The sequence below is a fragment of the Pseudomonas sp. BLCC-B112 genome (genome assembly GCF_028550695.1).
GTDB classification, from domain to species: Bacteria; Pseudomonadota; Gammaproteobacteria; order Pseudomonadales; family Pseudomonadaceae; genus Aquipseudomonas; species Aquipseudomonas danubii.
The window spans coordinates 355,329-380,843 of the sequence record NZ_JAQQGK010000001.1; the positions used below are offsets into that span (position 1 = coordinate 355,329).

The 25,515-nt window shown below is 61.8% G+C and carries 20 protein-coding genes; 11 read left to right on the plus strand and 9 right to left on the minus strand.

Annotated elements, in window-relative coordinates:
• Nucleotides 1–84: 84 nt before the first annotated feature.
• Nucleotides 85–438, minus strand: coding sequence for a glutaredoxin family protein (locus PQT43_RS01670; RefSeq protein WP_267269424.1), 354 nt, complete (start codon nucleotides 436–438; stop codon nucleotides 85–87).
• Nucleotides 438–1,442: a nucleoid-associated protein YejK gene (gene yejK, locus PQT43_RS01675; protein ID WP_060837659.1), complete on the minus strand. Its 1,005-nt coding sequence runs from the start codon at nucleotides 1,440–1,442 to the stop codon at nucleotides 438–440. Before yejK ends, PQT43_RS01670 begins: the two co-directional genes overlap by 1 nt.
• 394 nt (nucleotides 1,443–1,836) lie before the next feature.
• Between yejK and PQT43_RS01680 the strand changes: the two genes are divergently transcribed.
• Nucleotides 1,837–2,118: an HU family DNA-binding protein gene (locus tag PQT43_RS01680; protein ID WP_003440137.1), complete on the plus strand. Its 282-nt coding sequence runs from the start codon at nucleotides 1,837–1,839 to the stop codon at nucleotides 2,116–2,118.
• A 94-nt stretch (nucleotides 2,119–2,212) separates the two neighbouring features.
• Here the strand turns inward: PQT43_RS01680 and rlmF are convergent, their stop codons facing one another.
• From rlmF to PQT43_RS01705, 5 genes are all read right to left on the minus strand, one after another.
• The gene (rlmF, locus tag PQT43_RS01685) at nucleotides 2,213–3,238 is read right to left on the minus strand and encodes a 23S rRNA (adenine(1618)-N(6))-methyltransferase RlmF (RefSeq protein ID WP_253083713.1); all 1,026 of its coding nucleotides are present in this window, start codon (nucleotides 3,236–3,238) and stop codon (nucleotides 2,213–2,215) included.
• Nucleotides 3,239–3,444: 206 nt separating this feature from the next.
• Nucleotides 3,445–6,291, minus strand: a complete 2,847-nt coding sequence (locus tag PQT43_RS01690) for a valine--tRNA ligase (protein WP_272753429.1) — start codon at nucleotides 6,289–6,291, stop codon at nucleotides 3,445–3,447.
• A gap of 112 nt (nucleotides 6,292–6,403) precedes the next feature.
• Nucleotides 6,404–6,871 (minus strand): DNA polymerase III subunit chi, encoded by a 468-nt coding sequence (locus PQT43_RS01695; RefSeq protein WP_267269427.1) that lies wholly within the window; start codon nucleotides 6,869–6,871, stop codon nucleotides 6,404–6,406.
• Between the two features lie 7 nt (nucleotides 6,872–6,878).
• A complete protein-coding gene (locus tag PQT43_RS01700) occupies nucleotides 6,879–7,307 on the minus strand; it encodes a DNA polymerase III subunit chi (protein ID WP_123393652.1) in 429 nt (142 codons plus the stop codon).
• 60 nt (nucleotides 7,308–7,367) lie between these two features.
• Nucleotides 7,368–8,858, minus strand: coding sequence for a leucyl aminopeptidase (locus PQT43_RS01705; protein ID WP_102861273.1), 1,491 nt, complete (start codon nucleotides 8,856–8,858; stop codon nucleotides 7,368–7,370).
• A 310-nt stretch (nucleotides 8,859–9,168) separates the two neighbouring features.
• Between PQT43_RS01705 and lptF the strand changes: the two genes are divergently transcribed.
• From lptF to pdxJ, 8 genes are all read left to right on the plus strand, one after another.
• Nucleotides 9,169–10,287 (plus strand): LPS export ABC transporter permease LptF, encoded by a 1,119-nt coding sequence (gene lptF, locus PQT43_RS01710; RefSeq protein WP_102861274.1) that lies wholly within the window; start codon nucleotides 9,169–9,171, stop codon nucleotides 10,285–10,287.
• Nucleotides 10,280–11,341: an LPS export ABC transporter permease LptG gene (gene lptG / locus PQT43_RS01715; protein ID WP_102861275.1), complete on the plus strand. Its 1,062-nt coding sequence runs from the start codon at nucleotides 10,280–10,282 to the stop codon at nucleotides 11,339–11,341. The genes lptF and lptG overlap by 8 nt, the downstream gene beginning before the upstream one ends.
• 168 nt (nucleotides 11,342–11,509) lie before the next feature.
• Nucleotides 11,510–13,309, plus strand: a complete 1,800-nt coding sequence (gene lepA / locus PQT43_RS01720; RefSeq protein ID WP_102861276.1) for a translation elongation factor 4 — start codon at nucleotides 11,510–11,512, stop codon at nucleotides 13,307–13,309.
• Nucleotides 13,310–13,314: 5 nt separating this feature from the next.
• Nucleotides 13,315–14,169: a signal peptidase I gene (lepB, locus tag PQT43_RS01725; RefSeq protein ID WP_102861277.1), complete on the plus strand. Its 855-nt coding sequence runs from the start codon at nucleotides 13,315–13,317 to the stop codon at nucleotides 14,167–14,169.
• Nucleotides 14,170–14,385: 216 nt separating this feature from the next.
• Nucleotides 14,386–15,075 carry a ribonuclease III gene (gene rnc / locus PQT43_RS01730; RefSeq protein WP_102861278.1) on the plus strand — a complete coding sequence of 230 codons (690 nt, stop codon included), beginning with the start codon at nucleotides 14,386–14,388 and terminating at the stop codon, nucleotides 15,073–15,075.
• Nucleotides 15,068–15,970, plus strand: a complete 903-nt coding sequence (era, locus tag PQT43_RS01735) for a GTPase Era (protein WP_019094760.1) — start codon at nucleotides 15,068–15,070, stop codon at nucleotides 15,968–15,970. The genes rnc and era overlap by 8 nt, the downstream gene beginning before the upstream one ends.
• Before the next feature lie 118 nt (nucleotides 15,971–16,088).
• Nucleotides 16,089–16,778, plus strand: coding sequence for a DNA repair protein RecO (gene recO / locus PQT43_RS01740; RefSeq protein ID WP_102861279.1), 690 nt, complete (start codon nucleotides 16,089–16,091; stop codon nucleotides 16,776–16,778).
• Nucleotides 16,779–16,910: 132 nt separating this feature from the next.
• Nucleotides 16,911–17,657 (plus strand): pyridoxine 5'-phosphate synthase, encoded by a 747-nt coding sequence (pdxJ, locus tag PQT43_RS01745; protein WP_123393649.1) that lies wholly within the window; start codon nucleotides 16,911–16,913, stop codon nucleotides 17,655–17,657.
• A gap of 64 nt (nucleotides 17,658–17,721) precedes the next feature.
• On the opposite strand, the gene mltF is transcribed toward pdxJ, so the two are convergent.
• A complete protein-coding gene (gene mltF, locus PQT43_RS01750) occupies nucleotides 17,722–19,182 on the minus strand; it encodes a membrane-bound lytic murein transglycosylase MltF (protein WP_272753430.1) in 1,461 nt (486 codons plus the stop codon).
• A gap of 287 nt (nucleotides 19,183–19,469) precedes the next feature.
• Here mltF and purL point away from each other — a divergent pair, with 287 nt between their 5' ends.
• Both purL and PQT43_RS01760 read left to right on the plus strand, forming a co-directional pair.
• Nucleotides 19,470–23,366 (plus strand): phosphoribosylformylglycinamidine synthase, encoded by a 3,897-nt coding sequence (gene purL / locus PQT43_RS01755; RefSeq protein WP_102878485.1) that lies wholly within the window; start codon nucleotides 19,470–19,472, stop codon nucleotides 23,364–23,366.
• Nucleotides 23,367–23,371: 5 nt separating this feature from the next.
• Complete coding sequence (locus PQT43_RS01760; RefSeq protein WP_016967836.1) at nucleotides 23,372–23,683, plus strand: Nif3-like dinuclear metal center hexameric protein; 312 nt, start codon at nucleotides 23,372–23,374, stop codon at nucleotides 23,681–23,683.
• A gap of 123 nt (nucleotides 23,684–23,806) precedes the next feature.
• Here PQT43_RS01760 and nagE read toward each other — a convergent pair whose 3' ends face one another.
• A complete protein-coding gene (nagE, locus tag PQT43_RS01765; protein ID WP_272753432.1) occupies nucleotides 23,807–25,513 on the minus strand; it encodes an N-acetylglucosamine-specific PTS transporter subunit IIBC in 1,707 nt (568 codons plus the stop codon).
• Between the last annotated feature and the right edge of the window lie 2 nt (nucleotides 25,514–25,515).

The following is a 25,515-nucleotide window of genomic DNA, read 5'->3' on the forward strand; positions in this document are numbered from 1 at the left end:
GGCTTGCCAGCGAAGGCGTCCTCAAGATCGGTGCACGATCTGCCGGCCCCTTCGCCGGCAAGCGCCGCGTCGGCTCGCCGGTTCCTACGGTTGCAGCGCCGCCATGATGGCATCGGGATCATAGGTGCGGAGCAGGGTTCCATTCACATCCAGGATCGGAATCCCGGCACCGCCCAGAGCGGTATAGGCCTTACGCGCCTCTACGTCTTTCTCGATGTCGAACTCCCGATAGGGAATGCCCTTCTGATCGAGAAAGCGCCGGGTAGCCTTGCAGTAGCCGCACCAGTCGGTGGCGTACAGCACCACCCGGGCCTGGTTGCGGATATCTTCGCTGACCACCGCCGAAGGGTTGAACAGCCGCTCGATCTTGCCCCAGTTCTGATAGACCACAACCACCAGCAGGATCAGCAGGAACTTCTTCAGTACTCCCTGGAGCATCAGTTGCGGCGCTTGAGTTGGTCGGTCAGCTGGGTCGGCAGGCCCTTGATGATCAGGGTCCCGGCTTCTTCGTCGTACTCGATCTTCGAGCCCAGCAGGTGGGCTTCGAAGCTGATGGACAGGCCTTCGGCGCGACCGGTGAAGCGGCGGAACTGGTTGAGGGTGCGTTTATCCGCAGGAATTTCCGGCGATAGCCCGTAATCCTTGTTGCGGATGTGGTCGTAGAACGCCTTGGGGCGGTCTTCGTCGATCAGTTCCGAGAGTTCTTCCAGGCCCATGGGTTCGCCGAGCTTGGCTTGGCTGCTGGCGTAGTCCACCAGGGTCTTGGTCTTTTCCCGGGCCGACTCTTCCGGCAGGTCTTCGCTTTCGACGAAGTCGCTGAAGGCCTTGAGCAGGGTGCGGGTCTCGCCCGGACCGTCGACGCCTTCCTGGCAGCCGATGAAGTCGCGGAAGTACTCCGAGACCTTCTTGCCGTTCTTGCCCTTGATAAAGGAGATGTACTGCTTGGACTGCTTGTTGTTCTGCCACTCGGAGATGTTGATCCGCGCGGCGAGGTGCAGTTGGCCCAGGTCCAGATGGCGCGACGGGGTCACGTCCAGTTGGTCGGTCACCGCCACGCCTTCGCTGTGGTGCAGCAGGGCGATCGCCAGATAGTCGGTCATGCCCTGTTGGTAATGAGCAAACAGCACGTGGCCGCCCACCGACAGGTTGGATTCCTCCATCAGCTTCTGCAGATGCTCCACTGCCACCCGGCTGAATGCGGTGAAGTCCTGGCCGCCGTCCAGGTACTCCTTCAGCCAGCCGCTGAAGGGGAAAGCGCCGGACTCGGGATGGAACAGGCCCCAGGCTTTGCCCTGTTTGGCGTTATAGCTTTCATTGAGATCGGCGAGCATGTTCTCGATGGCCGCGGACTCTGCCAGTTCGGAGTCTCGGGCATGCAGAACTGCGGGGCTGCCGTCGGGTTTTTTGTCGATCAGGTGGACGATGCAATGACGGATCGGCATGGGCTTCTCGGCTGATTGAAGGGGGAGGGCGGACTCCCCGAAAAAGTGCCCAGTGTACCGCACCCGTTGGTTTTGGCGCGGTTTGCCAGGCGATGAACGGCCTGTCGGTAACGCTTATGCATTTTTTTACCGATTTAGAGCAATAAAGCTGACCAAATGGCTAGGTAGAGGCGGATATTTCCCCGTCTGTGTGCTAGTTTTGCCCCGTCTTACGCGATGTCTCAGCGTTAAGCGTGCATTCAGCATTTGTCGGGTCGAACCAAACCCTGATTTCGGTATCTATAACCCCGATCTGTCGTGGTTGTAACCGGGGTGCCAGATTCACAAGATCTGGCTCGATGGCTGACACTGCACTCTGCAATCCAAATGAATTTGATAGGGAAGGAACACCACAATGGCTATTACTAAAGACCAACTGATCGCTGATATCGCTGAAGCTATCGACGCGCCGAAAACCACCGCGCGTAACGCTCTGGACCAACTGGCCCAGATCGTTGCTGATCAATTGGAAAATGGCGGCGAAATCACTCTGCCAGGTATCGGCAAGCTGAAAGTGACCGAGCGTCCTGCCCGTACTGGCCGTAACCCATCGACTGGCGCTGCCATCGAAATCGCTGCCAAGAAAGTTATCAAGCTGGTTGTGGCTAAAGGCCTGACCGACGCTGTTAACAAGTAAGACTTGCAGTGAAACCGTGCTCAGAAGTACTCCGGGCACGGTTTGTGTGACACCGATTCACGCAAGGTGAATCGTCTTTGAATCTCCCGCCTCTCTAGCTCTTCCTAACCCAGCGTTCCTGACTCCAGGCCTGTTGCTGTGCCTTGTCCTTGAAGGTCCAGGCGACGAAGCGGCTCTGTTTCTGTCCCTGGGACATCTCCACCACCTGGCTTTCCAGGGCTCCGGCCTTTTTCAGCGCGCTTTCAATCGCCGGCAGGTTCGAGGCCTTTGAAACCAGGGTGCTGAACCACAGCACTTGCTGGCCGACGCCGGCGCTCTCGCTGATCAACTGGCTGACGAAACGGATCTCGCCACCCTCGCACCAGAGTTCCCGGGCCTGGCCGCCGAAATTCAGCACTGGCAGCTTGCGCTTGGGATCGGCCTTGCCCAGGGCTCGCCACTTGCGCTGGCTGCCGCGGGTGGCTTCGTCCAGGGAGGCATGGAAGGGCGGGTTGCACATCGTCAGGTCGAAACGCTCGGTGCTTTCCAGTAGACCGCTGAGGATCTGCTTGGGGTTGCCTTGCTGGCGCAGGTTGATGGCCTTATTCAAGCCGTTGGCCTGGACGATGGCCTTGGCCGCAGCCAGGGCGGTGCTGTCGATGTCCGAACCGAGGAACTGCCAGCGGTAGTCGCTGTAGCCGATCAGCGGGTAGATGCAGTTGGCGCCGACCCCGACGTCCAGCACCCGTACCGCCGCGCCACGAGGGATTTCACCCTGGTTGTGGCTGGCCAAGAGGTCAGCGAGAAAGTGCACATAGTCGGCGCGACCGGGCACGGGTGGACAGAGAAAGTCCGCCGGAATGTCCCAGTGGGCAATGCCGTAGAAGGCCTTGAGCAGGGCGCGGTTGAACACCCGCACGGCCGCCGGGTCGGCGAAGTCGATACTTTCCTTGCCGTAGGGATTGAGGATCACGAACTGCCCCAGTTCCGGGGTGCTCTTGATCAGTTGCGGGAAGTCGTAACGCCCCTGGTGACGATTGCGCGGATGCAGGCTGGCCTTTTCCCGGGGTGCGGCGTTTTTGGCCGGGGAGGCGGTTTTGGGCTTTTTGCGCGCAGGCTTTGGGGTGTTGGGGGCGGTCATGGGGGATCGATTCGGGGCTGGTTCAAAGTGGCGGGCATTGTCCCATATCTTGCGGCGTTGGGGCGGGAGGCTTCGCCGCCGGCAAGCCGGCTCCTGCCAAACCAACGCGTACCGGCAGGCGCTGGTTTGCCAGCGAAAGCGATCTGCCGCCAATAAAAAAGGGAGGCCTTTGCGGGCCTCCCTCTTTCACACTGCGCGAATCGCCGTTACAGGCTGGAGATCCGTGCGTGCTGCTCTGCCAGCTTGCCCAGAGCCTGTTCGGCCTCGGCCAGTTTGGCGCGTTCCTTCTCGATCACTTCGGCCGGAGCCTTGTCGACGAAGGAGGCGTTGGACAGCTTGCCGCCCACTCGCTGCACTTCGCCTTGCAGGCGCTGGATTTCCTTGTCCAGACGGGCCAGTTCCGCACCTTTGTCGATCAGGCCGGCCATGGGCACCAGCACTTCCATCTCGCCCACCAGGGCGGTGGCGGACAGCGGCGCTTCGTCGCCGGCACCCAGCACAGTGATGGATTCGAGTCGGGCCAGCTTCTTCAGCAAGGCTTCGTTCTCGGTCAGGCGACGCTGGTCTTCGGCGCTGACGTTCTTCAGGAACAGGGCCAGGGGCTTGCCCGGGCCGATGTTCATTTCCGCGCGAATGTTGCGAGTGCCGAGCATCAGGCCCTTGAGCCATTCGATGTCGTCTTCGGCGGCCTGGTCGATGCGGGCTTCGTTAGCCACCGGCCAAGGCTGCAGCATGATGGTCTTGCCTTCGGCGCCGGCCAACGGTGCCAGGCGCTGCCAGATTTCCTCGGTGATGAACGGCATGAATGGATGGGCCAGGCGCAGGGCCACTTCCAGCACGCGCACCAGTGTGCTACGGGTGCCGCGCTGGCGTTCAACCGGCGCGTTCTCGTCCCACAGCACCGGCTTGGACAGCTCCAGGTACCAGTCGCAGTACTGGTTCCAGATGAACTCGTACAGGGCCTGGGCGGCCAGGTCGAAACGGAACTGGTCGAGCTGACGGGTCACTTCAGCTTCGGTGCGCTGCAGTTGCGAGATGATCCAGCGATCCGCCAGGGACAGCTCATAGGCCTCGCCGTTCTGACCGCAGTCCTCGCCCTTATCCAGCACGTAGCGCGCAGCGTTCCAGATCTTGTTGCAGAAGTTGCGGTAACCCTCGACGCGGCCCATGTCGAACTTGATGTCGCGGCCGGTGGTGGCCAGGGAGCAGAAGGTGAAGCGCAGGGCGTCGGTGCCGTAGCTGGCGATGCCGTCGGCGAATTCGGCGCGGGTCTGCTTCTCGATGGCTTTCTGCAGTTTCGGCTGCATCAGGCCGGTGGTGCGCTTCTGCACCAGGGTTTCGAGGTCGATACCGTCGATGATGTCCAGCGGGTCGAGGACGTTGCCCTTGGACTTGGACATCTTCTGGCCCTGGCCGTCGCGGACCAGACCGTGCACGTACACGGTCTTGAACGGAACCTGCGGCGTGCCGTCTTCGTTCTTCACCAGGTGCATGGTGAGCATGATCATCCGGGCGACCCAGAAGAAAATGATGTCGAAGCCGGTGACCAGCACGTCGGTCGGGTGGAAGGTCTTGAGGAAGTCGGTCTGTTCCGGCCAGCCCAGGGTGGAGAAGGTCCACAGGCCCGAGCTGAACCAGGTGTCGAGTACGTCGTTGTCCTGCTGCAGGGCAACGTCCGGACCGAGGTTGTGCTTGGCTCGCACTTCGGCTTCATCGCGGCCGACATAGACCTTGCCCGATTCGTCGTACCAGGCCGGAATCCGGTGGCCCCACCACAGCTGGCGGCTGATGCACCAGTCCTGGATGTCGCGCATCCAGGAGAAGTACATGTTCTCGTACTGCTTGGGCACGAAGGCGATGCGGCCGTCTTCCACAGCAGCGATGGCAGGTTCCGCCAGCGGCTTGGTGGAGACGTACCACTGGTCGGTGAGCCACGGCTCGATGACGGTGCCGGAGCGGTCGCCCTTCGGCACTTTTAGGGCGTGGTCGTCGACGCTGACCAGCAGGCCGGCAGCGTCGAAGGCGGCCACGATCTGCTTGCGCGCCTCGAAACGATCCAGGCCCACGTACTCGGCCGGGATCTTGCCGTCGACGGTTTCGTTGAGGCTGCCGTCCAGGTTGAACACCTGGCAGGCCGGCAGCACGGCGGCGTTCTTGTCGAAGATGTTGAGCAGCGGCAGGTTGTGGCGCTTGCCGACTTCGTAGTCGTTGAAATCGTGGGCCGGGGTGATTTTCACGCAGCCGGTGCCGAATTCAGGGTCGCAGTAGTCATCGGCAATGATCGGGATGCGCCGGCCGACCAGGGGCAGTTCGACGAACTTGCCGATCAGCGCCTTGTAACGCTCGTCTTCAGGGTTCACCGCGACGGCGGAGTCGCCGAGCATGGTTTCCGGACGAGTGGTGGCGACGATCAGGTAGTCGTTGCCTTCAGCGGTCTTGGCGCCGTCGGCCAGTGGATACTTCAGGTTCCACAGGAAGCCTTTCTCGTCGTGGTTTTCCACTTCCAGATCGGAAATCGCCGTGTGCAGCTTGGTGTCCCAGTTCACCAGGCGCTTGCCGCGGTAGATCAGACCATCTTCGTGCAGGCGCACGAAGGCTTCCTTCACCGCTTCCGACAGGCCGTCGTCCATGGTGAAGCGCTCGCGGCTCCAGTCCACGGAGGAGCCCAGGCGACGGATCTGGCGGCTGATGTTGCCCCCGGATTGATCCTTCCATTCCCAGACTTTTTCGAGGAATTTTTCCCGGCCCAGATCATGGCGATTCTGGCCCTGGGCTTCGATCTGACGCTCCACCAGCATCTGTGTGGCGATACCGGCGTGGTCGGTACCCGGCTGCCACAGGGTGTTGCGACCCTGCATGCGGCGGAAGCGGATCAGGGCGTCCATGATCGCGTTGTTGAAGCCGTGGCCCATGTGCAGGCTGCCGGTGACGTTCGGCGGCGGGATCATGATGGTGTAGGAGTCGCCCGCGCCTTGCGGGGCGAAGTAGTTCTCGGACTCCCAGGTCTGGTACCAGGAAGTTTCAATGGCGTGCGGCTGGTAGGTCTTATCCATGCGCGGCGGGACCCTATTGGCATTTATTCAGGAAAAGCCGGGAAGTATAGCGGAGGGGGGCAGCAGCAAGCCACAAGCGACAAGATGGCCATGCCCGGCTTTTGCGTGTGGCTTATGGTTTGCCGTTGGTGGCTGCTGCGAGCAGGCGTTCCAGGCGGGCGTCGAGGCGGCGCTTGATTTCGGTTTCGATGTGCGGGGCGAAATCGTCGATCACGTCTTGCATGATCAGCTGGGCAGCGGCACGCAGTTCGGTATCCAGGTGCAGCAGGGCATCGGCGCTCTTGCTGGCAGGGGCGGGTTTGGCTGCGGGAGTGGTCGCTGGAGCTGGAGCAGGGGCTGGTGCCGTCACTTGAACTGGTGCCGGTGCAGCTTGCGGTTTGGCTTGCGCTGCGGGTGCAGCTTCGGTTTCGTCAGGTTGCTGGCTGCCCACCATGTCGAACAGCAGGGGGATTTGCACTTCGCCGCTCACGGTTTCGGTCAGCAGTGGCGGTTGCAGATTGTCATCGCCGAGCAGTTGACGGATCGACTCGAGGTCGTCCAGCAGATGCGCGGGCTTTTGCAGCGGGTTGGGAGTGTCCATCGGGTGCTCAGAGTCGCTGTAAACGGTGATCTTGCAGAGGATAGCCCTGTTCGCGATAGAAACGGAAACTCTCGCGGGCCGCCTGACGAATAGTCGGGTCTTCCACCACCACTTCGGCAATTCGGGCAAAGCGCGGTGCAAAGGCCGGTACTTTCAGGGCCAGGTTCACCAGCAGGTCGTTGTGTTCGCCAGGGTCCTGGCCTAAGCCAAGCACGATCAGGCCGTCGGCTTCGCTTTCTGCCGGGCCGTGGGGAACGAAGGCTTCGCCCTTGAAGCGCCACAGGCGGGCATCGAGCTCGTCCCGTTGTTGGGCGTCGCTGCAATGCAGGTAGATGCGATGGCCCATGCGCCAGGCCTTGTCGGTGAGCTTGCAGGCAAAATCCAGGCGCGCCGCAGGGTCCGCGCTGGGAAGAATGTAGAAGTCGACTTTGGTCATTGGGATTCCTGAGCCGGAAAGGGCGCCGCCTTCAAGCGACACCCTCCGCGGTCATGGTTTTCAGGCTTTGGCGCGGTCCAGCAGGTATTGGGTCAGCAGGGGTACGGGGCGGCCGGTGGCGCCCTTGTCCTTGCCGCCGCTGGTCCAGGCGGTGCCGGCGATATCCAGGTGCGCCCAGTTCAGGTTCTTGGTGAAGCGCGAGAGGAAGCACGCGGCAGTGATGGTCCCGGCCTTTGGCCCGCCAATGTTGGCGATATCGGCGAACGGGCTGTCCAGTTGTTCCTGGTACTCATCGAACAACGGCAGTTGCCAGGCGCGGTCGTCGGCTTGCTGGCCGGCGCTGAGCAGTTGGCCGATCAACTCGTCGTTGTTGCCCAGCAGGCCGGACGTATGGGCGCCCAGGGCGACCACGCAGGCACCGGTCAGGGTGGCGATGTCGATCACAGCCTGGGGCTTGAAGCGTTCGGCGTAGGTCAGGGCGTCGCACAGCACCAGACGGCCTTCGGCGTCGGTATTGAGGATTTCCACGGTCTGGCCGCTCATGGTGGTGACGATATCGCCAGGCCGTGCAGCGCCGCCGCTGGGCATGTTCTCGGCGCAGGCCAGGATGCATACCAGGTTGATCGGCAGTTGCAGTTCGAGCACGGCGCGCAGGGTGCCGAACACGCTGGCGGCGCCGCCCATGTCGTACTTCATTTCGTCCATGCCGGCGCCCGGCTTGAGGCTGATGCCGCCGGTGTCGAAGGTGATGCCCTTGCCCACCAGGGCAAACGGCTTCTCGGATTTCTTGCCGCCGTTGTATTGCATGACGATCAGGCGCGGCGGCTGGTCGCTGCCCTGGCCTACGGCATAGAACGAGCCCATGCCCAGTTCCTTGATCTTCTTCTCGTCAAGGACTTCGACTTTCAGGCCCTTGAACTCCTTGCCCAGGGCCTTAGCCTGTTCACCCAGAAACGTCGGGTGGCAAACGTTCGGCGGCAGGTTGCCCAGGTCACGGGTAAAAGCCATGCCTTTGGCGATGGCTTGGGCGTGGGTCACGCCGCGCTCGACTTCAGCCTGGGCGGCCTTGATGGTCAGCAGGGTGATTTTCTTCAGGGCGCGGGGTTCGGCTTTCTGGCTCTTGTAGCGATCGAATACGTAACCGCCGTCCACCAGGGTTTCGGCCAGCAGACGGGTCTTGCCATAGCTGTCGCGGCCTTTGACCACGACTTCGTCCAGAGCCAGCACGGCATCGCTGCCGCCCAGGCCCTTGAGGGTGGCAAGTACACCGCTGATGATCTTGCGGAACGGGCGGTCGCCCAGTTCCTCATCCTTGCCGACGCCCACCAGCAGCAGGCGTTCCGCCTTGAGCTTGGCCACGCCGTGCAGCAGCAGGCTCTGGCCGACCTTGCCGGCCAGATCGCCGCGCTTGAGTACGGCGCTGATGGCGCCGCCGCTGAGTTCGTCGAGTTGCTTGGCCACGTTGCCGAGTTTGCGGCCTTCGCCGACGGCGACCACCAGGGTGGCGGTCTTCAACGTTTCCGGGCTAGCGCTTTTTACAACCAGTTCCATGTCTGGGTCCCTGAATGAATGGTCAAAGAGCGCAGGAAAGACTCCGGCGCGGGGCTTATCTATATAGAAGAAGGCGTCGCGTGCTGCCGACGACAAAGCCGCCAGTTTGAACCTCGCCCGTTGCGGCTGACAACCCTCGTCTTGGCCAAGTTCGCTGCTTTAGAAGAGCGTCGGGTGAGCATCCTCCGTGACAGGCGCGCGCAATCACAGGATAATGCGCCATCTTTTTTTCGGCGGCCCTGTCTCTGGGGCCGGCTCGATACGTTTGCTTGTTCGGCCGCCTTAGCCTGACAACCCTGGAGTGTCTGGTTTGATCGTCTTTCGTTATCTATCCCGCGAAGTCCTGTTGACCCTGAGTGCCGTGAGTGCGGTGCTGCTGGTCATCATCATGAGCGGACGCTTCGTCAAGTTCCTCGCACAAGCCGCCTCGGGCGCCCTGGACCCGGGCTCGCTGTTCCTGATCATGGGCTTTCGTCTGCCGGGCTTTTTGCAGCTGATCCTGCCATTGGGACTGTTCCTGGGCATTCTCCTGGCTTACGGCCGGCTCTATCTCGAAAGCGAGATGACCGTGTTGTCGGCTACCGGTATGAGTCAGCAGCGTTTGCTGGGCATGACCATGATCCCGGCGGCCCTTGTGGCCCTGCTGGTGGCCTGGTTGAGCCTGAGTCTGGCGCCGCAGGGGGCCAATCAGTTCCAGTTGCTGCTGAACAAACAGGATGCGCTGACCGAGTTCGACACCCTGGTGGCCGGGCGCTTCCAGGCGCTCAATGATGGCACTCGGGTGACCTATACCGAGCAGCTTTCCGAGGACCGCACCAATCTTTCCGGAGTGTTCATCTCCGAAAAACGCCTGAGCCGGGAGAAAAAGGACCAGGGCATTTCGGTGCTGGTGGCCGAGAAGGGGCACCAGGACATTCGTCCCGATGGCAATCGCTACCTGATCCTGGAAAACGGCTATCGCTATGACGGCAATCCAGGTGAGGCCAACTACCGGGTGATCAAGTACGACACCTACGGCGTGCTGCTGGAGCGGCCTGATGTCAGCGACGAAGTCACCGATCGCGATGCCATGCCCACTGCTGATCTGATCGGCAAGGATGACCTGCGGGCCCGTGCCGAGCTGCAATGGCGCCTGTCTCTGCCATTGCTGGTGTTTATCGTGACCTTGATGGCGGTGCCGTTGTCTCGGGTCAACCCGCGCCAGGGCCGCTTCCTCAAGCTGATCCCGGCCATCCTGCTGTATATGGCGTACCTGACTATCCTGATCGCGGTACGTGGCGCCATGGAGAAAGGCAAGATCTCGCCGGCCCTGGGGCTGTGGTGGGTCCACCTGATGTTCCTGGCGATTGGTCTGGGTTTGATGTACTGGGAACCGTTGCGTTTGAAGATGGCGAGTCGTCGCAGCATGAAGGAGATGGCTCGTGGTTAAGCTCGATCGCTACATCGGTAGCAGTGTGTTCATGGCTATTCTCGCGGTCCTGGGGATCATCCTCGGGCTGGCTTCGCTGTTTGCCTTCATCGATGAGATGGGCAGTGTCAGCGATACCTACACCGTGATGGACGTGATGAGCTACGTGGCGCTCACTGCTCCGCGCCGGGTCTATGAAATGTTGCCGATGGCCGGCCTGATCGGCTGCCTGATCGGTCTTGGCTCCCTGGCCAGCAACAGCGAGCTGACCATCATGCGTGCTGCCGGCGTTTCTGTCGGTCGTATCGTCTGGGCGGTGATGAAGCCGATGCTGGTGCTGATGCTGGTGGGCGTGCTGGTGGGCGAGTACGTCGCGCCGGCCACCGAGACCCAGGCCCAGGCCAGTCGCGCCCTGGCCCAGGGTTCCGGCGATGCCCAGAGCTCCAAGCGCGGCCTGTGGCACCGCCAGGGCGAGGAGTTCATCCATATCAACGCAGTGCAGCCCAATGGCCTGCTGTATGGCGTGACTCGCTATCACTTCGATGACAGTCACCACATGTTGTCGTCGAGTTTTGCCCGTCAGGCACGGTTCCACGAGAACTACTGGCAGTTGACTGATGTCACCACCACCTATTTCCGTGACGGTCACACCGAGGTCATCAGCGTGCCCGATGAGCGTTGGGATGTGGCCCTGAGCCCGCAACTGCTGAGTACTGTGGTCATGGCGCCGGAGTCCCTGTCCATCAGCGGTCTGTGGGGCTATATCCATTATCTGGCCGACCAGGGTTTGAACAATGGCCGCTACTGGCTGGCGTTCTGGGTCAAGGTGCTGCAGCCGTTGGTGACGGCGGCCCTGGTGCTGATGGCGATTTCCTTCATTTTCGGACCGCTGCGTTCGGTGACCCTGGGGCAGCGGGTATTCACCGGCGTATTGGTGGGCTTCACCTTCCGTATCGCCCAGGACCTGCTGGGCCCTTCGAGCCTGGTGTTCGGTTTCTCGCCGCTGTTCGCGGTGCTGGTGCCGGCGGGTATCTGTGCCATTGCTGGTTTCTGGCTATTGCGCCGAGCCGGTTGATTCATTGGCTCTACCAGGCGATTAGCGCAACGCCCCGGTCCTAGAATCGGGGCGTTTTTGCATTTGACAAACGCTGATAGGCGAACGTGACGCTCGTGCCGAGTATCAGGTACAATTCCCGGCTATTTTTCGGCGGGCCCTGCCTGCAGCCTTTTTGAGTGTTCATCCGTGAGTGATTTGAGTCATATCCGCAATTTCTCCATCATCGCCCACATTGACCATGGCAAGTCGACTCTGGCCGATCGTTTTATCCAGATGTGCGGCGGCCTGGCCGATCGCGAAATGGAAGCCCAGGTTCTGGACTCCATGGACCTTGAGCGTGAGCGCGGGATCACCATCAAGGCCCACAGCGTCACCCTCTATTACAAAGCCAAAGATGGCATCACCTACCAGCTGAACTTCATCGATACCCCGGGCCACGTGGACTTCACTTATGAAGTCAGTCGCTCCCTGGCGGCCTGTGAAGGTGCTCTGCTGGTGGTGGACGCCGGTCAGGGTGTTGAGGCCCAGTCGGTAGCCAACTGCTACACCGCCATTGAGCAAGGCCTGGAAGTCATGCCGGTGCTGAACAAGATCGACCTGCCACAGGCCGATCCGGAGCGGGTCAAGGAAGAGATCGAGAAGATCATCGGTATCGATGCCACCGATGCCGTGACTTGCAGCGCCAAGACCGGCCTGGGTGTGGACGAGGTGCTTGAGCGCCTGGTAGCCACGATTCCGGCTCCTACCGGCAATATCGAAGACCCACTGCAAGCACTGATCATTGACTCCTGGTTCGACAACTACCTGGGCGTTGTGTCCCTGGTGCGTGTGCGTCACGGCCGGGTGAAGAAGGGCGACAAGATCCTGGTGAAATCCACCGGCAAGATCCACTTGGTGGACAGCGTCGGCGTCTTTAACCCGAAACACACCGCCACCACTGACCTCAAGGCCGGTGAAGTGGGCTTCATCATCGCCGGCATCAAGGACATTCACGGAGCACCGGTGGGTGACACCCTGACCTTGAGTTCGACCCCGGACGTGGAAGTACTGCCAGGCTTCAAGCGCATTCAGCCGCAGGTCTATGCCGGCCTGTTCCCGGTCAGCTCCGACGACTTCGAGGATTTCCGCGAAGCCTTGCAGAAGCTCACCCTCAACGACTCGTCGCTGCAGTATACCCCGGAAAGCTCCGACGCCCTGGGCTTCGGCTTCCGTTGCGGGTTCCTCGGCATGCTGCACATGGAGATCATCCAGGAGCGCCTGGAGCGCGAATACGACCTGGACCTGATCACCACCGCGCCGACGGTGATCTTCGAGCTGCAGTTGAAGAACGGTGAAACGATCTATGTCGACAACCCGTCCAAACTTCCGGATCTGTCGGCGATTGAAGACATGCGCGAGCCGATCGTGCGGGCCAATATTCTTGTGCCGCAAGAGCACCTGGGCAACGTCATAACCCTGTGCATCGAGAAGCGTGGCGTGCAGCACGACATGCTGTTCCTTGGTAGCCAGGTCCAGGTGACCTACGATCTGCCGATGAACGAAGTGGTACTGGACTTCTTTGACCGCCTGAAATCCACCAGTCGCGGCTATGCTTCGCTGGATTACCATTTCGATCGCTACCAGTCGGCTAATCTGGTCAAGCTGGATGTATTGATCAACGGTGAGAAAGTCGACGCCTTGGCGTTGATCGTCCACCGTGACAACGCCCACTACAAAGGGCGTGCGTTGACCGAGAAGATGAAGGAACTGATTCCTCGGCAGATGTTTGACGTGGCAATCCAGGCCGCCATTGGCGGGCAGATTGTGGCGCGGACAACCGTCAAGGCGCTCAGAAAGAACGTACTGGCCAAATGCTACGGTGGCGACGTCAGCCGTAAGCGCAAGCTGTTGGAAAAGCAGAAGGCCGGTAAGAAACGCATGAAGCAAGTGGGCAACGTGGAAATTCCACAAGAAGCCTTCCTTGCCGTGCTCAGGTTGGATAGTTAGGTCCTATGTCACTAAATTTCCCGCTGTTGCTGGTCATCGCTGTCTTTGTCTGCGGTCTCTTGGCGTTGCTCGACCTGGTGTTTCTGGCACCGCGTCGGCGCTCGGCCATCGCCAACTATCAGGGCAGCGTCAGCCAGCCGGATGGGCTGGTGGTCGAAAAGCTGAGCAAGGAACCGCTGCTGGTTGAGTACGGCAAGTCGTTCTTTCCGGTGCTGTTCATCGTCCTGGTGCTGCGTTCGTTCCTGGTGGAACCGTTCCAGATTCCGTCGGGCTCGATGAAGCCGACCCTGGATGTGGGCGACTTCATCCTGGTCAACAAGTTTTCTTACGGGATTCGCTTGCCGGTGATCGACAAGAAAGTCATCGAAGTCGGTGATCCGCAGCGCGGCGATGTGATGGTGTTCCGCTACCCAAGCGACCCGAACGTCAACTACATCAAGCGTGTGGTCGGCCTGCCGGGCGATGAAGTGCGCTACACCAGCGACAAACGCTTGTTCGTCAATGGTCAGCCGGTGGCGGAGCAGTTGGTCGGGGCTGAACCCGGCACCCTGGGCAGCGCTGAGCTGTACAAGGAAAAACTCGGTGCCGCCGAGCACTTGATCCGCAAGGAAATGAGTCGCTATCGGCCCGCTCCGGACGGGCGCTGGGTGGTTCCCGCCGGGCACTACTTCATGATGGGCGACAACCGCGACAACTCCAACGACAGTCGCTACTGGGACGATCCAAGTATTCCCAAGGATCTGCTGGGCATGGTTCCCGACAAGAATATCGTCGGCAAGGCCTTCGCAGTCTGGATGAGCTGGCCCGAACCGAAACTCAGCCACCTGCCGAATTTCTCGCGGGTTGGCCTGATCAAGTAATCACACACGGCGCTGTTGAACACAGCGCCGAATGCTTTTCTGGCTCTTGTATAAAACGCCCTTGCCCTCGGGCATCGCGTAACAGCTTTGTGACCAGAAGCATGCAGTCAACGATATTCAGGATGTGGATTTGAACACAGCGTTAATTGCCACCCGCACCTCGTGCGCGGCCCCTAGGATGGTGAGTTTCGGCAACGAAATCAGCGTGGGTAAACCGTGAGCGTTTCTTTGAGCCGTCTCGAGCGTCAGCTCGGTTATACCTTCAAGGACCAGGAACTGATGCTCCTGGCCCTCACCCATCGCAGCTTTGCCGGGCGCAACAATGAACGCCTGGAATTCCTCGGTGATGCCATCCTCAACTTCGTGGCCGGCGAGGCGTTGTTCGAGCGCTTCCCTCAGGCCCGCGAAGGCCAGCTGTCGCGTTTGCGCGCACGCCTGGTGAAAGGTGAAACACTGGCAGTACTGGCCCGTGGTTTCGACCTGGGCGAATACCTGCGCCTGGGCTCCGGCGAATTGAAGAGCGGCGGTTTCCGTCGTGAGTCGATCCTCGCCGATGCCCTGGAAGCCCTGATTGGTGCGATCTACCTGGACGCCGGCATGGAAACCGCCCGTGACCGCGTGTTGTCCTGGCTGGCCTCGGAGTTCGAGAGCCTGACCCTGGTGGACACCAACAAGGACCCCAAGACCCGGCTGCAGGAGTTCCTCCAGTCTCGCGCCTGTGAACTGCCACGTTATGAAGTGGTGGATATCCAGGGCGAACCGCACTGCCGGACATTCTTCGTTGAATGTGAAGTCACCTTATTGAATGAAAAAAGCCGAGGTCAGGGTGTGAGCCGTCGTATTGCCGAACAGGTAGCGGCCGCCGCAGCACTGATTGCCCTGGGCGTGGAGAATGGCCATGACTGATTCAACCGCAACACGCTGTGGCTATGTCGCCATCGTCGGCCGCCCCAATGTGGGCAAGTCGACGCTGCTCAACCATATCCTCGGCCAGAAGCTGGCGATCACCTCGCGCAAGCCTCAGACCACACGCCACAACATGCTCGGGATCAAGACCGAAGGCGCCATCCAGGCGATCTACGTCGACACCCCCGGCATGCACAAGAGCAACGAGAAGGCGCTGAACCGCTACATGAACAAGACCGCTTCGGCGGCCTTGAAAGACGTGGACGTGGTGATCTTCGTGGTGGACCGCACCAAGTGGACCGACGAGGACCAGTTGGTCCTTGAGCGTGTCCAGTACGTGCAGGGGCCGGTGATCTTGGCGATCAACAAGACCGACCGCATCGAGGACAAGGCCGAGCTGATGCCGCACCTGACCTGGCTGCAGGAGCAACTGCCGAATGCCGAGATCGTGCCGGTTTCCGCGCAGCAGGGGCACAACCTCGAAGCCCTGGAAGGCCTGATCGCCAAGCATCTGCCGGAGAACGACCACTTCTTCCCGGAAGACCAGATCACCGACCGCAGCTCCCGCTTCCTGGCGGCCGAACTGGTGCGCGAGAAGATCATGCGCCAGCTGGGTGCCGAGCTGCCGTACCAGATCACCGTGGAAATCGAAGAGTTCAAGCAGCAGGGCAAGACCCTGCATATCCATGCCTTGATTCTCGTCGAGCGCGACGGACAGAAGAAAATCATCATTGGCGACAAGGGTGAGCGGATCAAACGCATCGGCATGGAAGCGCGCAAGGACATGGAGCTGCTGTTCGACTCCAAGGTCATGCTCAACCTCTGGGTCAAGGTCAAGGGCGGCTGGTCCGACGACGAGCGCGCCTTGCGCTCCCTGGGCTACGGCGACCTCTGATGCCCTTCGCCGGCCAGCCGGCTCCTACACCTTCCTGTAGGAGCCGGCTGGCCGGCGAACAGCTACAACCCCTTCTTCGGACCCGGTTCCCTCTCTGCCCCTGAGATCCCTCGCAACCATGTCCAGCACCGCTCCAGTCGGCCAACTTGCCTACGTCCTGCACAGCCGCGCCTACCGCGAAAGCAGTGCATTGGTGGATTTCCTTACCCCCCAAGGTCGCCTGCGCGCTGTGCTGCGCAACGCACGGGGCAAGGCCGGTACCCTGGCGCGACCCTTTGTTCCTCTGGAAGTCGAGTTTCGCGGCCGCGGCGAGCTGAAGAACGTCGGGCGCATGGAAAGTGCCGGCATCGCATCCTGGCTCAATGGCGAAGCGCTGTTCAGTGGTCTGTATCTGAATGAACTGCTGATCCGCCTGCTGCCGGCGGAAGATCCCCATCCGGCGGTATTCGACCACTACGCCGCCACCTTGCTGGCCCTGGCCGAAGGCCGGCCCCTGGAGCCCCTGCTGCGGGCCTTTGAGTGGCGCCTGCTGGACGATCTGGGCTACGGCTTCGCCCTGGACAGCGACATCCACGGCGCGCCCATCGCTGCCGATGGGCTGTATCGCCTGCAGGTGGATGCCGGACTGGAGCAGGTGTTCCTGCTGCAACCGGGCCTGTTCAATGGCACCGAGCTGTTGGCCATGGCCGAGGCCGACTGGAGCGCTCCTGGCGCGTTGTCGGCAGCCAAGCGCCTGATGCGCCAGGCCCTGGCAGTGCATCTGGGCGGCCGGCCCCTGGTCAGTCGCGAGCTGTTTCGCAAGCCTTGAGCCTGGCTGTTGTTTGGCCGTCGGCATCGGTAGTCCATCTGGCGCCGCCATTGTGCGTTCGCGCAAATGGCAACGGACCCTGTTCTCCCCGTATGCTGTGCGCCGAATCTTCATTTACTCAGGAGCGCTTTCGTGACCACCAGCAATCGCATTCTTCTCGGCGTGAACATCGATCACGTTGCCACCCTGCGTCAGGCCCGCGGCACTCGTTACCCGGACCCGGTCAAGGCCGCGCTGGACGCTGAAGAAGCGGGCGCCGACGGCATCACCGTGCACCTGCGCGAAGACCGTCGGCATATCCAGGAGCGCGACGTGCTGCTGCTCAATGACGTGCTGCAGACCCGCATGAATTTCGAGATGGGCGTTACCGAAGAAATGATGGCTTTTGCCGAGCGCATCCGCCCGGCGCATATCTGCCTGGTGCCGGAAACCCGCCAGGAGCTGACCACTGAAGGCGGACTTGACGTGGCCGGACAGGAAGCGCGGATCAAGGCAGCGGTGGAGCGCTTGTCGAAAATCGGTGCCGAAGTGTCCCTGTTTATCGACGCTGACGAGCGTCAGATCGAGGCCTCCAAGCGCGTTGGCGCGCCGGCCATCGAGTTGCACACAGGGCGTTATGCCGATGCCCAGACCCCGAGTGAAGTGGCCGATGAGCTGCAGCGTATCGTCGACGGGGTTGCCGTAGGTTTGGCCCAGGGGCTGATCGTCAATGCCGGCCATGGCCTGCATTACCACAACGTTGAAGCGGTGGCGGCGATCAAGGGCATCAATGAGCTGAACATCGGCCATGCCCTGGTGGCTCATGCCCTGTTCGTCGGTTTCAAGGGCGCGGTAGCCGAGATGAAGGCGCTGATCCTGGCGGCTGCAGCCAAGGCCTGAGTGCTCTTTGCTGGCAAGCTGATTCCTGCAACCTCTGTAGGAGCCGGCTTGCCGGCGAAGGCTTTCAGAGCGGCGGATTGTCTTCCGTCGGCTTGGTCTTGTTGACCCCGGGGACGTGCAGGTTGCCCTCGGCGACCTGATCGCCTTCCAGCTGCGGCTGGGTCACCCAGGTCAGGATGTCGTAGTAGCGCCGTATGTTGGCCACGAAATGCACCGGCTCGCCGCCTCGGGCATAGCCATAGCGGGTCTTGCTGTACCACTGCTTCTGCGACAGCCGCGGCAGCATCTTCTTCACATCCAGCCACTTGTTCGGGTTCAGGTCTTCCCGTTCCGCCAGCTTGCGGGCGTCGTCCAGGTGGCCGGTGCCGACGTTGTAGGCGGCGAGAGCGAACCAGGTACGGTCCGGCTCCTCGATCTTGTCGTCCAGTTGTTGCTTGATGTAGGCCAGGTACTTGGCGCCGCCGCTGATGCTCTGCTTGGGGTCCAGGCGGTTGGACACGCCCATGGCCTGGGCGGTGTTCTGGGTCAGCATCATCAGTCCGCGCACGCCGGTCTTGGAGGTGACCTCGGCCTGCCACATGGATTCCTGGTAACCCACGGCCGCCAGGAGTCGCCAGTCGACCTTTTCCTGTTTGGCCGAGGCCTTGAAGTGCTTCTCGTACTTGGGCAGGCGCTGCTGCAGGTGCTGGGCGAAGGTGTAGGCGCCGACATAGCCGAGCACGTCCACGTGACCGTAATAGCGGTCCTTGAGGCGTTGCAGGGTGCCGTTCTTCTCGACTTTGTCGAGGAAGCTGTTGATTTCGTTGAGCAGGCTATTGTCGTCACCGGCGGCCACGGCCCAACTCTGGCTGCGGGCGTCGCCGAGGTCGAAGGCCACCCGCACCTTGGGGAAGTACACCTGGTTCATCGCCAGTTCGTTGGAGTCCACCAGGGTCAGGTCGATCTGTCCCTCGTCCACCATGCGCAGCAGGTCCACGACTTCCACGGCGTCGGACTCTTCGTATTCGATCCCGGGGTACTTGAGCTTGAGCTCCGCCAGTTGCTCTGCGTGACTGCTGCCCTTGAGCACCATGATGCGCTTGCCCACCAGGTTCTGTGCGCTGGTGGGCCGGGACTGGCCATTGCGATAGATGACTTGCGGGGTGACTTCCAGATACGGATGGGAAAACCGGACTTGCTGCTTGCGCTTTTCGCTGCCGACCAGGCCGGCGGCGGCCAGTACCGGGCCCTTGGGTTGACCCAGCTGGTTGAACAGATCGTCGAGGTTGTCGGCGGTCTCGATCTTCAGCTCCACCCCCAGATCATCGGCGAAGCGCTTCACCAGCTCGTACTCGAAGCCGGTTTCGCCGTTGCGGTCCTGAAAGTAGGTGGCGGGGCTGTTACGGGTGATCACCCGCAGCACGCCATCCTCCTTTACGCGCTCAAGGGTGCTGGGTTTCTCAACACAGGCGCCGAGCATCAGGAAGAGTCCGGTTACGATGAGCCACTTGGCGCAGCGCGGACGTAAAGCCATAGGGGAAAACATTGGCGCAGTATACGCAAAGGATAACGGCCGCCATATCTCGACAGCGAAGGGCTTGTCTGCTAGCGCCGGGTGGCCTGGGCTGGAGGCCTCAAGAATGGGGCTTCGGCCGTCTATATGACGATTAAAATAACCTACGGCAATGACCTTGATGAGCCTTTGTTATAGGCCGTCGGGTCTGGGCCGACGTCCGGGGGCACCCCGGTTTGCGTTTCGAGTGCCGATGCCAACGGTTTACGTTAGAATGCACGGCCTCAAAGCACACCCCCCTTCCCGAGGCTGTCCCGAAGATGTTGATCCTGCGCGGCGCTCCTGCCCTTTCTGCCTTTCGCCACAGCAAACTCCTTGAGCAACTGAGCCAGAAGGTTCCGGCTGTCAGTGGCTTGTATGCTGAATTCGCTCACTTCGCCGAAGTCACCGGCGTCCTGACCGGCGACGAACAGCAGGTGCTTGCGCGCCTTCTGAAGTACGGCCCAAGTGTTCCGGTACAAGAGCCGACCGGCCGTCTGTTCCTGGTCCTGCCGCGTTTCGGCACCATCTCGCCCTGGTCGAGCAAGGCCAGCGACATCGCCCGTAACTGTGGCCTGGCGAAGATCCAGCGCCTGGAACGTGGTATCGCTTTCTACGTCGCCGGTGAGTTCAGCGACGCTGATGCGCAGTTGATCGCCGAAGCGCTGCACGATCGCATGACTCAGATCGTCGTGGGTAACCTGGAGCAGGCTGCCGGCTTGTTCAGCCACGCCGAACCCAAGCCGCTGACGGCCATCGACATTCTCGGCGGTGGTCGCGCCGCGTTGGAAAAAGCCAACAGCGAACTGGGCCTGGCCCTGGCCGAAGACGAAATCGATTACCTGATGAACGCCTTCCAGGGCCTCAAGCGTAATCCCCACGACATCGAACTGATGATGTTCGCCCAGGCCAACTCCGAGCACTGTCGCCACAAGATTTTCAACGCCAGTTGGGACATCGACGGCCAGAGCCAGGAAAAAAGCCTGTTCGGCATGATCAAGAACACCTATCAGATGCACAGCGAAGGTGTGCTTTCTGCTTATAAGGACAACGCGGCGGTAATCGTCGGTTCCGTTGCCGGGCGTTTCTACCCGAACCCTGATACCCGCCAATACGGTGCGGTGCAGGAGCCGGTGCACATCCTGATGAAGGTCGAGACCCACAACCACCCGACTGCCATTGCTCCATTCCCTGGCGCCTCCACCGGTTCCGGCGGCGAAATCCGTGACGAAGGCGCTACCGGTCGCGGCGCCAAGCCGAAAGCCGGCCTCACCGGTTTTACCGTGTCCAACCTGCAAATCCCGGGCTTCGAGCAGCCGTGGGAAGTGCCGTATGGCAAGCCAGAGCGCATCGTCACCGCCCTCGACATCATGATCGAAGGCCCGCTGGGCGGCGCTGCGTTCAACAACGAATTCGGCCGTCCGGCCCTGACCGGTTATTTCCGTACCTTCGAGCAATCCATTACCACGCCTCGTGGCGATGAAGTTCGTGGTTACCACAAGCCGATCATGCTGGCAGGCGGCATGGGCAATATCCGTGACGAACACGTGCAGAAAGGCGAGATCACCGTCGGCTCCAAGCTGATCGTCCTCGGCGGCCCGGCCATGCTCATCGGCCTGGGCGGCGGCGCGGCATCCTCCATGGCCACTGGCACCAGCTCGGCGGACCTGGATTTTGCTTCGGTACAACGTGAAAACCCGGAAATGGAACGCCGTTGCCAGGAAGTCATCGACCGTTGCTGGCAGCTGGGGGACAACAACCCCATCAGCTTCATCCACGACGTGGGTGCCGGCGGCCTGTCCAACGCCTTCCCGGAACTGGTCAACGACGGCGGCCGTGGCGGTCGCTTCGAACTGCGCAACATCCCCAACGACGAGCCGGGCATGGCCCCGCACGAAATCTGGTCCAACGAATCCCAGGAGCGTTATGTCCTGGCGGTGGGCGCAGCAGACTTCGAGCGCTTCAAGGCCATCTGCGAGCGTGAGCGTTGCCCATTCGCGGTGGTCGGCGAAGCCACTGCCGAGCCACAGCTGACCGTGACCGACAGCCACTTCGGCAACAGCCCGGTGGACATGCCGCTGGAAGTGCTGCTGGGCAAGGCCCCGCGCATGCACCGTTCGGCGGTTCGGGAAACCGAGTTGGGTGATGATTTCGATCCAAGCACCCTGGATATCGCCGAGAGCATCGAGCGCGTCCTGCACCACCCGGCCGTGGCCAGCAAGAGCTTCCTGATCACCATCGGTGACCGCACCATCACCGGCCTCGTGGCTCGCGACCAGATGGTCGGCCCATGGCAGGTGCCGGTGGCCGACGTGGCCGTGACCGCCACCAGTTTCGACGTCTACACCGGTGAAGCCATGGCCATGGGCGAGCGCACTCCGCTGGCCCTGCTGGATGCCCCGGCGTCCGGCCGCATGGCCATCGGCGAGACCCTGACCAACATCGCGGCGTCGCGGATCAACAAGATCAGCGACATCAAGCTCTCCGCCAACTGGATGTCGGCTGCCGGCCACCCGGGCGAAGATGCGCGTCTGTACGACACCGTCAAGGCGGTGGGCATGGAGCTGTGCCCAGAGCTGGGCATCACCATCCCGGTGGGCAAGGACTCCATGTCCATGGCCACCCGCTGGAATGAAGACGGCCAGGACAAGAGCGTCACCTCGCCGCTGTCGCTGATCGTCACTGGCTTCGCACCGGTCGCGGACATTCGTCAGACCCTGACCCCGCAACTGCGCATGGACAAGGGCACCACCGACCTGATCCTGATCGACCTCGGTCGCGGTCAGAACCGCATGGGCGCCTCGATCCTGGCCCAGACCCACGGCAAGCTCGGCAAGCAAGCGCCGGACGTCGATGACGCCGAAGACCTGAAAGCCTTCTTCGCGGTGATCCAGGGCCTCAACGCCGACGGTCACCTGCTGGCCTACCACGACCGTTCCGATGGCGGTCTGCTGGTCACTGCCGTGGAAATGGCCTTCGCCGGTCACTGCGGCCTGAACCTGAGCCTCGACGCTGTCGCGGAAAACGCTGCGGAAATCCCCGCCATCCTGTTCAACGAAGAACTGGGTGCGGTGATCCAGGTGCGTCAGGACGCGACCCCGGACGTGCTGGCCCAGTTCAGCGCTGCCGGCCTGGGCGACTGCGTGGCCGTGATCGGCCAGCCGATCAACAACGGTGAAGTGAGCATCTCCTACAACGGCGAAAGCGTATTCACCGGCCAGCGTCGTCTGCTGCAGCGTCAGTGGGCAGAAACCAGCTACCAGATCCAGCGCCTGCGGGACAACGCCGAGTGCGCCGAGCAGGAATTCGACGTCCTGCTGGAAGAAGACAACCCGGGCCTGAGCGTCAAGCTGGGCTTCGACGTCAACCAGGACATCGCCGCGCCGTACATCAAGAAAGGCGTGCGTCCCCAGGTGGCGGTGCTGCGTGAGCAGGGCGTCAACGGCCAGGTGGAAATGGCCGCGGCTTTCGACCGCGCCGGCTTCAACGCTATCGACGTGCACATGAGCGACATCCTCGCCGGTCGTGTCGACCTCAACGACTTCAAGGGCATGGTTGCCTGCGGCGGCTTCTCCTACGGCGACGTACTGGGTGCCGGTGAAGGCTGGGCCAAGTCGGCGCTGTTCAACAGCCGCGCGCGGGATGCCTTCCAGGGCTTCTTCGAACGTACCGACAGCTTCACCCTGGGTGTGTGCAACGGTTGCCAGATGATGTCCAACCTGCACGAGCTGATCCCGGGCAGCGAGTTCTGGCCGCACTTCGTGCGCAACCGCTCCGAGCAGTTCGAAGCCCGGGTGGCCATGGTCCAGGTCCAGGAGTCGAACTCGATCTTCCTGCAGGGCATGGCCGGTTCGCGGATGCCGATTGCCATCGCCCACGGTGAAGGTCATGCGGAGTTCGAAAGCGAAGAGGCGCTGCTGGAAGCCGATCTGTCCGGTTGCGTGGCCCTGCGCTTCGTCGACAACCATGGCAAGGTCACCGAGCGTTACCCGGCCAACCCGAACGGCTCGCCGCGCGGGATCACCGGCCTCACCAGCCGCGACGGTCGCGTCACCATCATGATGCCGCACCCTGAGCGGGTGTTCCGTGCCGTGCAGAACTCCTGGCGTCCGGATGACTGGAACGAAGACGCGGCGTGGATGCGCATGTTCCGCAACGCTCGCGCCTGGGTGAACTGAGGCTGATGTACAAGCTCAGCTTCTTCGTGCCTCCCAGCCATGTGGAGTTGGTCAAGAGTGCCGTGTTTGCCGCCGGTGGCGGACGTATCGGCGCCTATGACCAGTGCGCCTGGCAGGTGCTCGGCCAGGGCCAGTTTCGCCCGTTGGACGGCAGCCAGCCGTTTCTCGGGCAGACCGGGCAGGTGGAGCGAGTGGAGGAATGGAAAGTCGAGCTGGTGGTGGCCGATGAACTGATTGCTGATGCAGTGGCGGCTCTCAAGCAGAGCCATCCCTACGAGACGCCGGCCTATGAAGTCTGGCGTCTGGAAGCGTTCTAAGGTTATCCACCGATAAAAAGCCCGCTGCACCGGAGACGGTCAGCGGGTTTTTTTGTGGGCCTTTTCAGGCAAGCCGGCACCTGTAGGAGCGGTGTAGGTGCCGGCTTGCCGGCGAAGACGGCTTCAGGCGCTCGCCTCCACCTTCTTGTGCAGCAGCGTTTGCAGAGCGGCCTGCAATCCTTCGGCCTTCTCGCCAATCAGCACGTGCCAGACATCCCCCTCCAGGCGCCGCGTACCCTGGCAGCCCAGGGCATTGAGCGCCGACTCCGACAGGCTGCGGCTGTCACTGAGTTGCACCCGCAACCGGGTCAGGGCCACGCAATCCATCTGCAACAGATTTTCCCGACCACCCAGAGCGCTGAGCCACTGCTGGGCTTCCTGGTTGGAAATGTCGATCTGCTGTGCGGCTTCTACAGGCGTCGGCGTCACCCTGACAGTGGCCGAGGTTGGCAGCGCCAGGCGGATCTGGTCGGCAATGCTGTCGGCCATCGGTCCCACCACCACCTGCAAACTGCCGCCCTTGCCGGGGCGTACCACAGCCATGGCGCCCAAGGTTTTCAGTTCGGCGTCCATAGCCAGGCTGCGATCCGCCAGTTCCAGGCGCAGGCGCGTGGTGCAAGCGCCGACAGTGATCAGGTTGCTCGCGCCGCCTAGGGCCTTGATGTAGGCCGCGGCACGCTGATCGGCGTTAAGTTCGGATTTCTCGCCGGAGGGGCTGTCTTCGCGTCCCGGTGTCTTCAGGTTGAAGCGGCGGATGCAGAAGTCGAACACCAGGTAGTACACCACCGCATACAGCAGCCCCACAGGAAACACCTTCCAGCCATTGGTGGAGCGGCCCCAGCCCAGGGCCATGTCGATGGCGCCACCGGAGAAGGTGAAGCCCAGGTGGATGTTCAGCAGATTGGTCAGGGCCATGGCCACGCCCGTCAGCAGTGCATGCACCAGATACAACAGGGGCGCGAGGAACATGAAGGCGAATTCGATGGGCTCGGTGACCCCGGTCAGAAAGGAGGTCAGGGCCATGGACAGGAAGATCCCGCCCATCACTTTGCGCCGCTCCGGCCGGGTGTTGCGGTACATCGCCAGGCAGGCGGCGGGCAGGCCGAACAGCATCACCGGGAACATCCCGGTCATGAACTGGCCGCCTTTGGGGTCGCCGGCGAAATAGCGGGTCAGGTCGCCAGTGACCACCGCGCCGGTGCTCGGGTCGGTGAAACTGCCAAAGATGAACCAGGCCATGTTGTTGAGGATGTGGTGCAGGCCGGTGACGATCAGCAGGCGATTGAACACACCGAAGACGAAGGCGCCGAAGCTGCCGCTTTCCAGCAGCAATTGGCCAAAGCTGTTGATGCCTTGCTGGATTGGCGGCCAGATCAGACCGAACGCCACCCCCAGGCCCACGGCGGTAAAGCCGGTGGCGATGGGCACGAAGCGCCGACCGCCGAAGAACGCCAGGTACTCCGGCAGTTTGATGTCCTTGAAGCGGTTGTACAGCGCGCCGGCCATCAGCCCGCTGATGATCCCGGCGAGCATGCCCATGTTGATGCTGGCGTCCAGCACCTTGAGGGTCGAGATCATCACCAGGTAGCCAATGGCCCCGGCGAGTCCGGCGGTGCCGTTGTTGTCCTTGGCAAAGCCCACGGCGATGCCGATGGCGAAGATCAGCGCCAGGTTGCCGAAGATCGACTGTCCGGCATCGTGGATGATGGGAATGTTCAGCAGATCGGTGTCACCCAGGCGCAGCAGCAGGCCGGCAATCGGCAGGATGGCAATGGGTAGCATCAGCGCCCGGCCGAGGCGTTGCAGGCCCTCGATGAAATACTGGTACATGG

Bases quoted from the DNA above. Each gene is read 5' to 3' on its own strand.
- era (WP_019094760.1), top strand. From the start codon at position 15,068: ATGACTGATTCAACCGCAACACGCTGTGGCTATGTCGCCATCGTCGGC.
- PQT43_RS01700 (WP_123393652.1), bottom strand. From the start codon at position 7,307: ATGACCAAAGTCGACTTCTACATTCTTCCCAGCGCGGACCCTGCGGCG.
- PQT43_RS01670 (WP_267269424.1), bottom strand. From the start codon at position 438: ATGCTCCAGGGAGTACTGAAGAAGTTCCTGCTGATCCTGCTGGTGGTT.
- lepB (WP_102861277.1), top strand. From the start codon at position 13,315: ATGTCACTAAATTTCCCGCTGTTGCTGGTCATCGCTGTCTTTGTCTGC.
- mltF (WP_272753430.1), bottom strand. From the start codon at position 19,182: ATGTTTTCCCCTATGGCTTTACGTCCGCGCTGCGCCAAGTGGCTCATC.
- PQT43_RS01705 (WP_102861273.1), bottom strand. From the start codon at position 8,858: ATGGAACTGGTTGTAAAAAGCGCTAGCCCGGAAACGTTGAAGACCGCC.
- PQT43_RS01760 (WP_016967836.1), top strand. From the start codon at position 23,372: ATGTACAAGCTCAGCTTCTTCGTGCCTCCCAGCCATGTGGAGTTGGTC.
- recO (WP_102861279.1), top strand. From the start codon at position 16,089: ATGTCCAGCACCGCTCCAGTCGGCCAACTTGCCTACGTCCTGCACAGC.
- PQT43_RS01690 (WP_272753429.1), bottom strand. From the start codon at position 6,291: ATGGATAAGACCTACCAGCCGCACGCCATTGAAACTTCCTGGTACCAG.
- purL (WP_102878485.1), top strand. From the start codon at position 19,470: ATGTTGATCCTGCGCGGCGCTCCTGCCCTTTCTGCCTTTCGCCACAGC.
- rlmF (WP_253083713.1), bottom strand. From the start codon at position 3,238: ATGACCGCCCCCAACACCCCAAAGCCTGCGCGCAAAAAGCCCAAAACC.
- nagE (WP_272753432.1), bottom strand. From the start codon at position 25,513: ATGTACCAGTATTTCATCGAGGGCCTGCAACGCCTCGGCCGGGCGCTG.
- yejK (WP_060837659.1), bottom strand. From the start codon at position 1,442: ATGCCGATCCGTCATTGCATCGTCCACCTGATCGACAAAAAACCCGAC.
- PQT43_RS01680 (WP_003440137.1), top strand. From the start codon at position 1,837: ATGGCTATTACTAAAGACCAACTGATCGCTGATATCGCTGAAGCTATC.
- PQT43_RS01695 (WP_267269427.1), bottom strand. From the start codon at position 6,871: ATGGACACTCCCAACCCGCTGCAAAAGCCCGCGCATCTGCTGGACGAC.